We start from the raw sequence: 14,882 nt of genomic DNA, 5'->3' as shown, positions 1-14,882 counted from the left end.
GGAGGCGTCTGAAGTCCACTCCGCCGGGGCTCCTTCCATCGGGGCCCCGGCGTCGCAGATCGGCTACGACGACAGGGTGAACCCCTCGTAGTCCTTCGCGGCGACCTCGTCGCATTTCTGCCGGTAGACCCCGACGCCGCCGCAGTAGGGCAGGATGACGCGCGGCTTGCCGGGGACGTTCGCCCCCATGAACCAGGAGTCGGCGGTGGGATAGAGCGTGAGGTCGCCCACCTCCTTCACGTGCTCGACCCACGCGTCCTCGGCCTCCACGGTCGCGTCGATCGACGCGAAGCCGCGCCGGCGCAGGAACGCGACGCAGTCCGCTATCCACTCGACGTGCTGTTCGATGGACACCACCATGTTGCTGAGCACGGACGGGCTGCCCGGGCCGGTGACGATGAACAGGTTGGGGAAGCCGGCCGTGCCGATGCCGAGATAGGTCCGGGGGCCCTCGGCCCACTTCTCCCTCAGGGACCTGCCGCCCTTCCCCCGGATGTCGATGGACAGCAGGGCGCCGGTCATGGCGTCGAAGCCGGTCGCCAGCACGATGTCGTCGAACTCGTGCTCCCCTTCCGTGGTCCGGATCCCCTTTGGGGTGATCTCCACGATCGGGGACCGCCGGAGATCGACCAGGGTGACGTCGTCCCGGTTGTACGTCGCGTAATAGCCGGAGTCGAGGCAGGGGCGCTTGGTGCCGATGGGATGGTCCGTCGGCGACAACGCCGAGGCCACGTCCGGGTCGGCCACGATCTCGCGGATCTTGCCGCGGATGAACTCGGCCGCGGTGTCGTTGGCCCTCCTGTCGAAGAGGATGTCGGTGTAGGAGATCAGGATGTCGACGAGGTTGCCCTTCTCCCAGCTCTCCTGGTATCGCCGCTCCCGTTCCTCGGGCCGTACGTCCAGCGCGGACTTCACCGGGAAGTCGACGGGAATGCCGAAGACCGACTCGCGGGCCAGCCGCCGATGTTCGGGGTACTCCGCCTTCCTGGTCCGCTGCGTCTCGGGATCGAGGGGGACGTTGCGGGCCGGCATGCTGAAGTTCGGCGTCCGCTGAAAGACGGTCAGATGAGCGGCCTGCTCGGCGATGATCGGGATGGACTGGATGCCGGAGGAGCCGGTCCCGATGACGGCGACCCGCCGCCCGGTGAAGTCGACGCCCTCGTGCGGCCAGCGACCGGTGTGGTGGCAGTCGCCCTCGAACCGCTCCAGCCCCTCGACCTCGGGGCCCTTCACGGCGGACAGGCAGCCGGTCGCCATGACGAGGAACTGCGCCGACACGGTCTGCCCGGCGTCCTCCTCGGAGTCCGTCCCGAGGCCATCCCCGGCGACCTGCGCGGCGCCTTCCCCGGGCTCCGTACGGATCATCCAGCGGCTCGCCGCCTCGTCGAAGCGGGCGGCCGCCACCCGTGTGCCGAGCCGGATGTCGCGGCGCAGGTCGAACCGGTCGGCGACGTGCTCGATGTACCGCAGGAGCTCCGGCTGGCTCGGGTACTTCTCCGTCCAGACCCACTCCTGTTCGAGCTCGGGGGAGAAGGAGTAGGAGTACTCCATGCTCTCGATGTCACAGCGCGCGCCGGGGTAGCGGTTCCAGTACCACGTGCCGCCGACGCCGGCGGCGGCCTCGTACACGCGTACGCGCAGTCCGAGCCGCCGCAGGCGGTGGAGCGTGTACAGGCCGGCCAGTCCCGCCCCCACCACGACCGCGTCGAAGTGGGCCGCGGCCGTCTCGTCGCGCGCCATGAATCACCTCGCTGGTGAATCCGGAGGCCGGGCCGACCCCTCGCCGCCTTCGTCCGGGGATGTGATCTACCTCACGAACGTAAGACGCCTGACGAATCCCGTCAACGTCCGCGAAAGTGGCATATGTCCAGACCCGCTCAGCCGCGTTCGAGCAGGACCGCGACGCCGTCCAGCATGCGGTGCAGGCCGAACTCGAAGATGTTCTCCGGCTCGGAGGCCTCGAACGCCTCGGCGCCGAACTCCGACACCATCGGCAGGCGAGGGTCGCGCATGGTGCGCTCGAACGCCTCCTGCCGGGCGGCCGCCCACTGCCGCCGCGTGTGGCGCGTCCTGCGCGCGGCCTGCGCCTCATACGCGAGCGGCACGGCGGCGCTCTGCAGGTATGTGCCGATCATGATGGCGACCTGGACGAGGGTGGCGAAGCCGAGGCCGTGGCCGTCCAGCGCGCGCATCCGCCAGTCGGTGTAGGCCAGCAGGTTCGGCGCGTTCGGCGGGCGCGTGGTGGCGGCGGCCAGCTGCGACAGCCAGGGGTGCGCGCGGTAGAGGGCCCACTCCTCGCGCGCGGACAGCTCCAGTTTGGCCCGCCAGCCGTCGGGGCCGGGCTCCGGCAGGGGCCGCGCGCCGAAGGCGGCGTCCACCATCAGGTCGTTGAGCTCCTCGCGGCCGGCCACGTACCGGTACAGCGACATCACGCCGACCCCGAGGTCGCCGGCGAGGCGGCGCATCGACACGGCGCCGGCCCCCTCCCGATCGGCCACCGCGACGGCCGCGCGCACGATGACGTCCTGGTCCAGGCCGGCTTCGGCGACCTCGGGCGTCCGCCGCGCCTCCACGGTGGCCGGGCGGTCGGCGACCCGCGCCCGGTACGCCCGGGCGCTGCAGGCGCGGGAGCAGTACCGCCGGGGACGTCCCCGCACGCTGGGCCGCAACGCGCGCCCGCACATCTCGCATGTCGCCACGGTCGCCGTCCTCTTTTCGTCACGGAGCTGGTTCGTGTCGAAATTATAAAACATCCTGGCAAATAAGGCATTAAGCAAATTGATGTACGGTGTATTTATGACTCGTGCACTGTACAACGAGCGCGTGACGAACTCCGTCACCGCCGCACTTGAGCTCCATCACGTGACGAAGCGCCACGGCGCGGGCGCCGCCGCCGTGACCGCGCTGGACCGGGTGTCCCTGTCCATCCCGCGCGGCACGTTCACCGCTGTCATGGGCCCTTCGGGGTCGGGCAAGAGCACCCTGCTGCACTGCGCGGCGGGGCTCGACCGGCCGGACTCCGGGGCCGTGGTCCTCGACGGGCGTGACCTGACCGGCCTGGACGAGACGGCGCTGACCCGGTTGCGGCGCGAGCGCATGGGCTTCGTCTTCCAGTCGTTCAACCTGGTGCCCACGCTGACCGTGGCGCAGAACGCGGTGCTGCCCCTGGAGTTCGCCGGTCGCCCGGCCGACGACCGGCGGGTACGCGCGCTGCTCGGGCGGTTGGGGCTCGGCGACCGGATCGACCACCGCCCGGCTGAGTTGTCCGGTGGGCAGCAGCAGCGGGTGGCCATCGCCCGCGCGCTGCTCTCCCAGCCGGCGATCATCTTCGCCGACGAGCCGACCGGCGCCCTCGACACCCAGGCCGCGCGCGAGGTGCTCGGCATCCTGCGCGAGGCGGTGACCGTGTCCGGGCAGACGATCGTGATGGTGACGCACGACCCGGTGGCGGCCGCGTACGCCGACTCGGTGGTGTTCTTCGCCGACGGGCGGATCGTGGACCACTTGGCGCGGCCGGACGCGGGGGCGGTGGCCGCGCGGATGGCCCGCCTCTCGGCGAGGGGCGCCGCCTGATGAGCGGCCTGATGAGCTGGAGGCTGGCGTTCGCCACGGTGCGGGCGCACCGGGGGTCGTACCTGGCGTCGGCCGGGGTGACGCTGGCCGGCACCGCGCTGCTCACCGCGTTCGCGAGCCTGCTGGAGACCGGGCTGACGACCGGACGCGACAGCGGATTCCTGATCATGCTGCCCGCGATCCTGGGCGGTTGGACCGTGGCGATCGTGGGGTTCGGGGTGGTCTCGACCGTGTCCCTGACGATCCAGCACAGGGAGCGGGAGCTGGCGCTGCTGCGCGCGATCGCCGCCACCCCGCGGCAGGTCCGGCGGAACGTCGTGCGGGAGACGATGATCGCGGCCGTCCCCGCGATCGCGGCGGGGGTGGCGCCCGGGGTGGGGCTGGGCGCGATCGTCCTCGGGCGGCTGGTCGACGCCGGGCTGGTCGCGGACGGCACCACGGTCCAGGTGGGCTGGCGGGGCGTCGCGCTCGTGGCGGGCATGTCGCTGCTGACCGCGGTGGGGGCCGCCCTGATCTCCAGCCGGCGCGCCGTCTCGATCCCGCCCGTGCGCGCGCTGGCGACGGCGGCCCCGCAGCCCGCGCGGGCTCTGGGCCGCGGCCGGGTGCTCGCCGGGGCGGCGCTGCTGGCCGTGGGGCTCTCGCTGTCCTGCGGGACGCTGTTCATGGAGAACGGCCCGCTGCTGTCGAGCACGGCGGGGCCGGCGGGCGTCGCGGTCGCCGTCGGGCTCGCCCTGCTCAGCCCGGCGGCCCTGCGGCCGGTCAGATTGCTGTCGGAGGCCCGGCTGGGCGCGACCGTGCGGCTGGCCGCGCGCAACCTCCAGGCCGGGGCCCGGCAGGGCGGCGCCGTCGCGGCGCCGCTGATCCTCCTGGTCGGCATCGCCGGGGGGACGCTCTACATGCAGTCCACCGAGGACAGCGTCATCCACGGGGGCGATGACGTGAGCGCGCAGCTCGCTCCGGTGAATTACCTGGTCGTTGCCATGATCATCGCGTTCACGGCGATCGTGGTGGTCAACACCCTGATCGCGGCCACCCGGCGCCGCCGCCGGGAGTTCGGCCTGCTGCGGCTGTCGGCGGCCACCCGGCGGCAGGTGTTGTGGATGGTCGCCGCCGAGGGCGGGATCACGGCGATCCTCGCGGTCGTGCTCGGCACGGTCGCCGTCGCCGCGACGACCGTGCCATACAGCCTGGTCAAGACCGGATCGCCGATCGCCACGGGGCCGGGGTGGATGTACGCCGCCATCGCCGGGGCGGCGCTCCTGCTCGTGTTGGCCGCCACGATCCCGACCGCCGTGTCCGCGCTGCGGGTCCGCCCGGTCGAGGCCCTGAACTCGGTGTGAGCCAGTGTGCCCGGCCGGGCGGAGCCGCCGTCAGGCGGTCATCGCGACCAGGATCCGGCGGGCGCCGGTGAACGGGTCCCGGCCGTGCGCGCACAGCATGTTGTTGATGATCATCAGGTCGCCCTCGCGCCAGGGGAACCCGTACGAGATCTCGTCGTACGCGGCCTTGACGGCGTCGAGGTCGGCGGTGGTGATCGGGGAGCCGTCGGCGAAGTAGGCGTTGCGGGGCAGGTCGGCCTCGCCGTACAGGCTGAGGAGGGCCTCACGGACCTCCTCGTCCAGGCTGCTCACGTGGAACAGGTTGGACTGGTTGAACCAGACCGGCTCCCCGGTCAGCGGCTCGGTCTGCCAGGACGGGCGGTGGTGCCGGGTGCGCAGCCCCTCGTCGGTCCACTCGTACGCCATCCCGTGGTCGGCGCAGTACCGCTCGACCTGGGCCCGGTCGTCGGTCTGGAACGACTCCTGCCAGGACAGGCCGAGCCCCTCGCGGAACGCCCGGGCGTACACGACGCCGGCCGCGAACCGCTCCCGCACCTCCTCCGGGATCGCGCGGAACATCGCGCGGCTGTTGGCGATGGGGGTGGCCCCGCCGGTCGCCGCCACCGTCTCGCAGAAGAAGAACAGGTGCCCGGGCCAGGTGTCCGAGTACGCGTTCTCGTTGTGCATCGGGAGCGGCTGGTCGGCGGGGTACTCCGTGGAGGTGTAGATGGACTCCGTGACCGACGTGCGCGGGGTCGAGCGCTCGGTGTAGCGCAGCGGCTCGCCCCCGACCACCCGGACGATCCGGTCGAACAGCTCCAGGTCGACCGGCAGGTCGCGGAGCAGCACCGCGCCGTGCTCGGCGAGGGCGGCCCGCAGCCCGTCGCGGTGGGCGGTCACCCAGTCGAGGTGGCCGGTCGCGTCCGGGCCGAGGGCGTACACCGTGATGGCGGTGTGGCCGTTGCCCTCGACGCGTCCGGCCACCGACCCCAGCCGGGGCGCCTCAGTGGGGGTGACTCCGGTCATGATTCGCTGCTTCCTTTCACGAGGCTGAGGCGACGCTGCCTCTCCTGCATACCGATGAGGTCGTCGGGGAGGGAGTCCGGCACCTCGGTGTCGAAGCGCCTCAGCAGCCGGATCGTGGACGCGCTGATGGTGACCGCGGCCATCATCAGCGCGAAGACGATGTACGTGAGGCCCACGCCCCGGCTCTCACCGACGCCGATGACGGCGCCGACCGTGTCGGCGAGCGCGCCGCCCGGCTGCAACATGGGGTTGAACAGGGACGTGGCCACCGGCGCCAGCACGGCGAACCCGATCGGCAGGGTGGACCACGAGAGCGCCTGGTTGAGCGCGAGCACGCGCCCGTGGAACCGCTGCGGCACCTTGACCTGGATCAGCGTCACGTAGATGCCCTGGGAGATCGTCATCGACATGGCGAGGAGGAAGATGCCGGTCACGACCACGGCCAGGGACGGCCGCAGACCCATCACCAGGCAGCCGACCGCCATGCCGAGGTTGCCCAGGAACACGCCGATCATCCGGCGCTTGCGCGGGCCGCCCCACAGCGCCATCACGATGCCGCCGGCCACCGCGCCGATCGCCTCCGCCACCGACACCTGCGCCACCTGGTCGACCGTGCCGAACGAGAGCGTCAGCGGGACGGTCAGCACCAGGGCCGGACCCAGGAAGATGTTCGCGATCGCGAAGTAGATCACCATCGACCGGAAGCCACGCATATGCCAGGAGAACCGCAGACCTTCCGCGATCGAGGTCAGCAGCGGCTCCTTGCGGCGGAACCCGAGCGTGTCGGGGAAGCGGATCACCAGCAGCACCGCGAGAGCGAACACGTAGCTCGCCATGTCGATGGCGAGGATGCCGGGCAGACCGATCGCGACGTACAGACCGGCGCCCAGCAGGGGCGCGAACAGCATCGCGAAGCCGTTGGTGAGCTGCGTGAGGCCGATCGCGTGGCCCAGGTAGCGCTTGGGCACGAGCTGCGGCACCGCGGTCTGGAAGGCCAGTCGTTGGTACGTGCCCGCCATCGAGTTGATCGGCAACAGCAGGTAGATGATCCACAGGTCCAGCCGTCCGGTCCACAGCAGCAGCGCGATCGTGAGCTGGACCACGCCGGCCACGCCGCTCGCGGTGATCATGACGCGGCGCCGGTCGAACCGGTCGATGAGCGGCCCGGCGATCGGCATCATCGCCACACCGCAGATCAGCGTCAGCGCCCACAGCAGACCGAGGTCGGTCACCGACCCCGTACCGGCGAACAGCCACACCGGAACCGCGAAGCCGGTCAGCGCCGATCCGGTCGCCGAGATGAGCTGGCCGATCGCGACGCTGAGGAAGCGGCCGCCGCTCGGCTGCACCGCCGGCTTCTTCTCGGCCGTCCCCGGCTCGGCCGGGTAGTGCGTGTCGTTCACCGCCCATCCCGAGTCCGGGCCCCTGGCGGCCTCGCCGTACTCGGAGGTGTTGCGCCGGGCCATCGCCGGATGGACCTTCGTGACGATCTCGGCCAGTTCCTCCGCGCGGTGCTTGAGGAAGAAGTGGCCGGCCTGGTCGAGCACCACCAGTCCGCTGGTCTCGGTCAGGAACTCCCACTCCCGGTACCGCTCGGTGTAGTAGTCGGTGACCGGGTCCTCCGAGCCGACGATCGAGATGATCGGGGCGGACATCGGCTCCGGGTGCTGGTCGAGCAGCGTCGTGAAGTACTCCTCGGAGGCCCGGGAGTCGGCCCGCATGTTCGCGATGATCCGGTCCGCCTGCTCCGGGTCCAGCTCGTCGGTGTCGACGCCCATGCCCTTGAGCCAGTTGGCGTACTCGCGGTTGCTGCGCAGCTTCTCCAGCCGGGCGCGCAGGGTGCCGATGACGCCCTTGAGCCGGGCGAACGGGAACATCGCGCCGATGTAGACGGCGTCCACGTCACGGCCCGACTCGGTCAGCTTCCGCGCCACGCCGACCGCGATGGCGCTGCCGACGCCGCAGTGGCCGTACAGGACCAGGGGGCCCTCGACCCGTTCCCTGACCTCCGCCACAATCCGGTCGACCAGCTCGTGGAAGGGCACCGCCTCCTCGTTCAGCCCCACGTCGTGGCCCGGGATGGCCACCGAGTACAGCGCGTTCCCCGCGGGCAGCGCGTCGGCGAGGGGCTGGTAGACGATCGCGCTGCCTCCGCCGTACGGCACGCAGACGTAGGACAGGGTGCGCGTGGCGCCCTTCGGGGTCAGCTCGTACAGCAGCGGCTGCGGCCCGTCCGCCGCGTCACTGCCGGCGTCGATGAACACGGCCAGCTCGCGGATGGTGCGGTTCTGGAACAGGTCCATCACGCCGACCGGACGGCCGGTGCCGTCGGACGCCTTGCGGATGCGGGCCACCACCTGGGTGGCGAGCAGCGAGTGGCCGCCGGAGTCGAAGAAGTCGTCGTGGACGCCGATGCGCTCCACGCCGAGCACCTCGGTCCAGATCGTGGCCAGCATCCGCTCGGTGGCGGTCTCCGGCTCGACCAGCTCGGTGGAGGCGTCGCGGGTCGCCTGCGGGGCGGGCAGCGCCTTGCGGTCGAGCTTGCCGTTGGGCGACAGCGGCAGCGCGTCCAGCGTGACGAACGCCGTCGGCACCATGTAGTCGGGCAGGCCCTGCTTGAGCGCGGCCCGCAGCTCGGTGACGTCGATCTCCGCCTCGCCGGCCGGGGTCAGGTAGGCGACCAGCCGCTTGTCCCCGGGGGTGTCCTCGCGGACGATCACGACCGCGTCGGCGACCTCGTCGCGCTCGCGCAGCGTCGTCTCGATCTCACCCAGCTCGATGCGCAGGCCGCGCAGCTTCACCTGGTGGTCGATCCGGCCCAGGAACTCAAGGTTCCCGTCGGCGCGCCAGCGCGCCAGGTCGCCCGTGCGGTACAGCCGGCCGCCCAGCTCGGGGCCGAACGGGTCGGGGACGAACCGCTCCGCGGTGAGCGCCGGGCGGCGGTGGTAGCCCCGGGCCACGCCGACGCCGCCGATGTGCAGCTCGCCGGGTACGCCGAGCGGCGCCGGGTTCCCCCGCCCGTCCAGGACGTAGAGCCGGATGTTGTCGATCGGGGCACCGATCGGCAGCGTGACCGCGCCCTCCAGCGCCTCGGGGCTGCAGTGCCAGGAGGTGACGTCGATGGCCGCCTCGGTCGGGCCGTACAGGTTGTGCAGCTCGCAGCCGGGGAGCACGGAGGTGAACGTGACCGCGGTGGCCACGGGCAGCTCCTCGCCGCTGCAGATCACCCGGCGCAGCGCGGTGCAGCCCTTCGCCGCGTCCTCGTCGTCGGAGAGGAACACCCCCAGCATCGAGGGGACGAAGTGGGCGGTGGTCACGCCTTCGCTGATCAGCAGCTCGCGCAGGTAGGCCGCGTCCTTGTGGCCGCCCGGCTTCGCGAGCACCAGCCGCGCGCCGGTGAGCAGCGGCCAGAAGAACTCCCAGACCGACACGTCGAAGCCGGCCGGCGTCTTCTGCAGCACGACGTCGTCGCCGCCGAGCTGATAGGTGCGCTGCATCCACTCCAGCCGGTTGACGATGCCGCGGTGGGTGTTCGGCACGCCCTTCGGCCGGCCGGTCGAGCCGGAGGTGTAGATGACGTACGCCGGGTTGCGGGAGATGACGGGGGCGCCGGGGTCGCCGGCGGACCGGCCAGTGGATTGACCCGCCCACTCGGCGGGGTCGTCCAGATCCAGGATGACCGCGTCGGTGGCCGGGACGCTCTCCCGCAGGCGGCCCAGGGTCAGCACCACGGGCGCCTGGGCGTCCTCGATCATGAACTGCAGCCGGTCGGCCGGGTACTCGGGGTCGAGCGGCAGGTAGGCGGCGCCCGCCTTGAGCACGCCGAGCAGCGCCACCACCAGTTCGGCCGAGCGCTCGGCGAAGACGCCGACCAGCGTCTCCGGTCCCGCGCCCAGGTCACGCAGCCGGTGCGCCACCCGGTTCGCCCGCTCGTTCAGCTCCGCGTACGTCAGGTCGCGGCCCTCGAAGGTCACCGCGACGGCGTTCGGGGTACGGGCGACCTGCTCCTCGATCCGGCCGTGCAGCGTCGCCGCCTCGTCCAGCTCGGCGGTGGTGTCGTTCCACCCGTCCACCAGCAGCGTCTGCTCGGCGGCGTCCAGCATCGGCAGCTCGGACACCCGGAGGGCCGGGTCGGCGGTGACGGAGCGCAGGAGGGTGACGAACCGCGTCGCCATCCGCGCCACGGTCGCCTCGTCGAACAGCGCCGTGTTGTAGACGAACTTGACGATCAGGCCGTCGCGGATCTCGATGACGTGCAGCTCGATGTCGAAGCGGGTGGACCGCAGGTCCATCGGCAGCCACTCGAAGCCCAGGTCGGACTCGCCCGCCTCCGAGATGCGGCCCATCTGGTAGTTCTGCAGCGCGAACATCGCCTGGAACACCGGAGGCCTGCTGACGTCGCGCGGCACGCCGAGCGCGTTGACGAGCTGCTCGAACGGCACCTCCGCGTGGTCGAAGGCGTCCAGGACGCCCACCCGGGTGCGTTCGAGGTACTCGTCGAAGGTCGGGTCGTCGTCGAGCCGGGCGCGCATCGGCAGCATGTTGATGAACATGCCGATGACGTTCTCCAGCTCCGCCAGCGATCGGCCCGCGGACGAGGAGCCGACCGCGAAGTCGTCCTGGCCCGAGTGCCGCGACAGCAGCACCTGGTAGGCCGCGAGCAGCGTCATGAACAGCGTCGTGCCGCGCGCTCTGGACAGCCGGTTGACCGCGTCGGCCAGCTCGGCGTCCACCTGCACGGTGTGCCAGTCGCCGTCGAACACCTGGGTCGCCGGACGCGGGCGGTCGGCGGGCAGCTCCAGGGCCGGCACCCCGGCCAGCCGCCCGCTCCAGAAGTCCAGCTGCCGGTCCAGCTCCGGCCCGGTCTGGGTCTGCCGCTGCCACTGCGCGAAGTCGCCGTACGAGACCGGCAGGGCGGGCAGTGCGGCCCCGGCCCCGGACCGGCCCGCGTGGTAGGCGGCGGCCAGGTCGCGCAGCAGCAGGTCCACCGACCAGCCGTCGCTGACGATGTGGTGGGTGCTGACCAGCAGGCGGTGGTCGTCGTCGGCCAGCCGGACCAGCAGGGCGTGCAGCAGCGGCCCCTCGACCAGGTCGAACGGCTCGGCGGCGGCCGCGTCGATCAGCGCCTGGGCGGCGGCCTCGTCGTCCGCCGTGACGACGCGCAGCGGCACCGTCACGGACTCCTCGACCCGGACCGTCGGCCGCCCGTCGGCGTCGGCCGGGAAGCGCATCCGCACCGCCTCGTGCCGGACGGGCAGCGTCTGCAGCGCCTGTTCGAGCAGCTCGACGTCGACCTGCCCGGTGAGCCGCATCGGAACCGGGATGTTGTACTGGCTGGTGCCCGGAGCGAACTGCTCCATGAACCAGACCCGCTCCTGCTGGTAGGACAGAGGCGGGGCGGCGCCCTCCGGCCGCGGCTGCACCGTGGTGGTGGCGCGCCGGCGGAGCCGCTGCTCCAGCAGCGCGCGGCGCGCGGCGGACGGAGAGGTCTGCGCGGGCGTCGTCATGATGTGCCGTCGCCTTCCGATGCGAGCATCCGCTCGACATCCTCATCGCTGAGCTGGTCGAGGTCCTCGGACAGCCGCCGCTCGATCTCGGCCGCGAGGTCCTCGACGGTGGTGTAGGAGAACAGACCCCGGACCGGGATGTCGATCTCGATCTGGCCGCGGATCCGGGCGATGGCCCGGATCGCCAGCAGGGAGTTGCCGCCCAGCTCGAAGAAGTCGTCGGTGGCCCCGATCTTCTCCACGCCGAGCAGTTCGGCGAAGACCTCGGCCACCAGCTCCTCGGCCGCAGTGCGCGGCTCGACGTACTCGCTCTCGCCGGGCGCGGCGACCGGCGCGGGCAGCGCGGCGTGGTCGAGCTTGCCGTTGGCGGTCAGCGGCAGGACGTCGAGCACCACGTACGCCGACGGCACCATGTGCGCGGGCAGGGCGGCGGCGAGCGCGTCGTTCACCGCGGCGACGTCCACGTCGGCGACGTCCGCGGCGGACCCCGGCTCGCCGACCAGGTAGGCGACCAGGCGCTTGCCCTCGACGGCGTCCTCGCGCACGCTGACGGCGGCGTCGCGCACGCCGGGCTGGGCGCGCAGTGCCGTCTCGATCTCGCCCGGCTCGATGCGGTAGCCGTGCAGCTTGATCTGGTCGTCCGCGCGGCCGATGTACTCCAGGATCCCGTCCGCGCGGCGGCGCGCCAGGTCGCCGGTGCGGTACATCCGGGCGCCGGCCGGGCCGAACGGGCACGGCAGGTACGCGGCGGCGGTGGCGCCGGGCCGGTTCAGGTAGCCGCGGGTCACCTGCGGGCCGGCCACGTACAGCTCGCCCACCACGCCGGTGGGCACCGCACGCAGGCCGCCGTCCAGCACGTACGCCGCGACGCCGGGGGCCGGACGGCCGATGGGCACCGAGCCCGCCCGGTCGACCGGCAGCTCCTCGCCCGGCGTGACCCGCGCCAGCACGCAGCCGACGGTGGCCTCGGTGGGGCCGTACTCGTTGACGACGGCGACGCCGGGGTGCCGCCGCCGGAACGCGGCGACCGCGTCGGCGGGGAGTGCCTCGCCTCCCAGCACCACGTCGGCCTCCGGGGCGACCCGGTCCGGCAGCGCGGCGAGCAGCGCCAGGTGGCTGGGCGTGACCTTGAGGAACGTGGCCAGGCCGGCCCCGTCGCCGCCCGGCTCCTCGTCCAGGGCGGCGAGCCGCACCGAGCCCCCGACCGTCAGCGGCCCGAACAGGGCGGTCACGGTCAGGTCGAAGGAGATGGGGGAGTGCAGCAGCGCCTGCCCGGCCAGGCCGGGGTAGGTCGCGCCCGCCCACCCGAGGTAGGCGGCCACCGAGCCGTGCTCGACCGCGACACCCTTCGGGGTGCCGGTCGAGCCCGAGGTGTAGATGACGTACGCGACCGCGTCCGGCGTGGGCGCGTCGCCCGCCGTCCCGGCCGATACGGCGGGCCACTCGGCGGGCTCGTCGATCGCGAGCACGACCGGCTCCGCGCCGCTCTGCCCGATCTTCCGCCCGGTCTCCCGCACGGTGTCGAGCAGGTGCTTCCGGGTGAGGACCAGGCCGGCGCCAGAGTCGCCCAGCATGTACGCCACCCGGTCGGCCGGATAGGCCGGATCCACCGGGACGTACCCCGCCCCGGCCTTCCACACGCCGAGCAGCGCGGGCAGCAGCTCCAGGCAGGGCTCGGTGCAGACCGCGACCAGCGACTCGGGGCCGGCGCCGGAGCCGCGCAGCCGCTCCGCCACCCGCCCGGCGGCCTCGTTCAGCTCCGCGTACGTCAGCCGCCGGTCACCGGCGACCACCGCGACCGCGTCGGGGGTGCGCGCGACCTGCTCCTCGACCATGCGGAGCGCCGTCGCGGCGCGCGGGGCGAGCGGCTCGCCCGTGCTCGCCGCGAGCAGCGCGGCACGCTCGGCGCCGTTTACGAGCGGCAGGTCGCCGATCGCGGTGCCGGGGTCGGCCACCCCGGCGTCCAGGACGCGCAGGTAGCGGGCGACGAACGCCTCCGCCGTCTCCTTGTCGAACAGGTCGGTCCGGTACAGCAGGCGGCTGGTGCCCGTGGTCAGGTCGAAGGCGAGGTCGTCCTTCGAGGTCGTGTACGGGATCGGCTCGATGCCCGAGTCGGGGATGTAGTTGAAGCCGATCTGGTACAGCGGCTGCGCCCCCGGGTCCCGCGGCGGGGCGACCGCCTCCACGACCGCCTGGAACGGGACCCGGCCGTTCTCCATCGCGTCGAGCACCGTGGCGCGCACCCGGCCGAGCAGGTCGGCGAACGTCGGATCGCCGCCCGCGTCCGCCCGCACCACGAGCTGGTTGACGAACATGCCGATCAGCCCGGTGACCTCGGGCAGCTCGCGCCCGCTCATGGTCACGCCGACCACCGTGTCGTCCTCGCCGGACAGCCGCGACAGCAGCGCGACATACGCGGTGAGGAACACCATGAACGGCGTCGCGCCGGAGTGGCGTCCCAGCGAGGCGGCCCGCTCCCGCACCCCCTCGGGGATCGTGAAGCGGACCTCGTCACCGGCGTAGCCGAGCCGGGCCGGCCGGGGCCGGTCGGCGGGCAGGGAGTGGACGGCGGGCAGCCCGGCCAGGCGCGTGCGCCAGTACTCCACCTGCCCGGCCGTCGCCTCGTCGCCGATCCGGTCCCGTTGCCAGGACGCGAAGTCGGCGTACTGGATCGGCAGCTCGGGCAGCCCGGCGGCCCCGGCCAGCCCGGCCGGGGCGACCGGCTCGCCGCCCTCGTCCGCCCTGGCCGCGGCGGCGGCGCAGAGGCGGGCCGTCTCCTTCTGCAGGATGACCGCCGAGGTGGCGTCGAACACGGCGTGGTGGATCACGAAGGTGACCACCCAGCGGGCGTCCTTGGCGCGGACCGCCGTCACCCGCCACATCGGGGCGCGGTCGGTCGGGATCGGCTCGCTGTTGGCCGCCTGGATGTGGCCGAGCGTCCGGGCCCTGCGCTCCTCCTCGGGGAGTCCGCGCAGGTCGTACACCCGGATGTCGGGGGTGATCCCGGCGTGCACGACCTGGCGGAGGGTGCCGTCCACGACCCGGAGGGACGTGCGCAGCACCTCATGCCGCTCGGCGAGCGCCGTCAGCGCCGCCTCGATCGCGTCCGCCTCGATCGCGTACGGGATCTCGACCGGGCACGGCAGGTTGAACACCGGCGAGCCCGGGTCCATCTGGTCGGCCAGCCAGATCCGTTCCTGGCCGAAGGAGGCGGGCGCCTCCCATTCCTTGGCGGTCACCATGGTCACCCACCCTGGCGGAGGCTGAGTGGCCGCATGTCGGTCCACACGGTCTCGATGTGGTCCAGGCACTCCTGCTTGGCTCCGCCGAACCCGGCGTCGTGCCATCCGGCGGGGAGGGTCCGCCCGGCGGGCCAGATCGAGTACTGCTCTTCGTCGTTGCGTACGACGACGTACTGCTCGTCGGTCATGGTTCCTGCCTCGTTCGTCGAATGTCT

At 72.5% G+C, this 14,882-nt stretch carries 8 protein-coding genes; 2 read left to right on the top strand and 6 right to left on the bottom strand.

The genetic code is table 11. From position 1 onward, the window contains the following. Window positions 1-63: 63 nt before the first annotated feature. Both ACQP1V_RS33515 and ACQP1V_RS33510 read right to left on the bottom strand, forming a co-directional pair. Window positions 64-1,740 (bottom strand): flavin-containing monooxygenase, encoded by a 1,677-nt coding sequence (locus tag ACQP1V_RS33515; RefSeq protein ID WP_433414241.1) that lies wholly within the window; start codon window positions 1,738-1,740, stop codon window positions 64-66. A gap of 137 nt (window positions 1,741-1,877) precedes the next feature. Next, window positions 1,878-2,699: a TetR/AcrR family transcriptional regulator C-terminal domain-containing protein gene (locus ACQP1V_RS33510; protein ID WP_433414239.1), complete on the bottom strand. Its 822-nt coding sequence runs from the start codon at window positions 2,697-2,699 to the stop codon at window positions 1,878-1,880. Between the two features lie 97 nt (window positions 2,700-2,796). On the opposite strand from ACQP1V_RS33510, the gene ACQP1V_RS33505 reads away from it, so the two are divergent. Both ACQP1V_RS33505 and ACQP1V_RS33500 read left to right on the top strand, forming a co-directional pair. After that, complete coding sequence (locus ACQP1V_RS33505) at window positions 2,797-3,573, top strand: ABC transporter ATP-binding protein (RefSeq protein ID WP_433414237.1); 777 nt, start codon at window positions 2,797-2,799, stop codon at window positions 3,571-3,573. A gap of 11 nt (window positions 3,574-3,584) precedes the next feature. Next, on the top strand, window positions 3,585-4,913 hold the full coding sequence (locus ACQP1V_RS33500; RefSeq protein WP_433414235.1) for an FtsX-like permease family protein: 1,329 nt from the start codon (window positions 3,585-3,587) through the stop codon (window positions 4,911-4,913). Window positions 4,914-4,943: 30 nt separating this feature from the next. Here ACQP1V_RS33500 and ACQP1V_RS33495 read toward each other — a convergent pair whose 3' ends face one another. Genes ACQP1V_RS33495 through ACQP1V_RS33480 form a run of 4 tightly spaced genes read right to left on the bottom strand, consistent with a single transcriptional unit; the run spans window position 4,944 to window position 14,855 of the window. Then, window positions 4,944-5,918 carry a TauD/TfdA family dioxygenase gene (locus ACQP1V_RS33495; protein ID WP_433414233.1) on the bottom strand — a complete coding sequence of 325 codons (975 nt, stop codon included), beginning with the start codon at window positions 5,916-5,918 and terminating at the stop codon, window positions 4,944-4,946. After that, window positions 5,915-11,425: an amino acid adenylation domain-containing protein gene (locus tag ACQP1V_RS33490; protein ID WP_433414231.1), complete on the bottom strand. Its 5,511-nt coding sequence runs from the start codon at window positions 11,423-11,425 to the stop codon at window positions 5,915-5,917. The genes ACQP1V_RS33495 and ACQP1V_RS33490 overlap by 4 nt, the downstream gene beginning before the upstream one ends. Further along, a complete protein-coding gene (locus tag ACQP1V_RS33485; RefSeq protein ID WP_433414229.1) occupies window positions 11,422-14,667 on the bottom strand; it encodes a non-ribosomal peptide synthetase in 3,246 nt (1,081 codons plus the stop codon). Before ACQP1V_RS33485 ends, ACQP1V_RS33490 begins: the two co-directional genes overlap by 4 nt. Window positions 14,668-14,669: 2 nt before the next feature. Further along, window positions 14,670-14,855, bottom strand: a complete 186-nt coding sequence (locus tag ACQP1V_RS33480; RefSeq protein ID WP_067143850.1) for an MbtH family protein — start codon at window positions 14,853-14,855, stop codon at window positions 14,670-14,672. Window positions 14,856-14,882: the final 27 nt, after the last annotated feature.

The organism is Microtetraspora malaysiensis (assembly GCF_050947145.1).
Classification (GTDB): Bacteria; Actinomycetota; Actinomycetes; order Streptosporangiales; family Streptosporangiaceae; genus Microtetraspora_A; species Microtetraspora_A malaysiensis.
Note: the sequence above shows the minus strand (reverse complement) of the source record. Positions and strands in the feature narration are given on the sequence as shown.

Bases quoted from the DNA above. Each gene is read 5' to 3' on its own strand.
- ACQP1V_RS33500 (WP_433414235.1), top strand. From the start codon at position 3,585: ATGAGCTGGAGGCTGGCGTTCGCCACGGTGCGGGCGCACCGGGGGTCG.
- ACQP1V_RS33480 (WP_067143850.1), bottom strand. From the start codon at position 14,855: ATGACCGACGAGCAGTACGTCGTCGTACGCAACGACGAAGAGCAGTAC.
- ACQP1V_RS33515 (WP_433414241.1), bottom strand. From the start codon at position 1,740: ATGGCGCGCGACGAGACGGCCGCGGCCCACTTCGACGCGGTCGTGGTG.
- ACQP1V_RS33495 (WP_433414233.1), bottom strand. From the start codon at position 5,918: ATGACCGGAGTCACCCCCACTGAGGCGCCCCGGCTGGGGTCGGTGGCC.
- ACQP1V_RS33505 (WP_433414237.1), top strand. From the start codon at position 2,797: ATGACTCGTGCACTGTACAACGAGCGCGTGACGAACTCCGTCACCGCC.
- ACQP1V_RS33490 (WP_433414231.1), bottom strand. From the start codon at position 11,425: ATGACGACGCCCGCGCAGACCTCTCCGTCCGCCGCGCGCCGCGCGCTG.
- ACQP1V_RS33485 (WP_433414229.1), bottom strand. From the start codon at position 14,667: ATGGTGACCGCCAAGGAATGGGAGGCGCCCGCCTCCTTCGGCCAGGAA.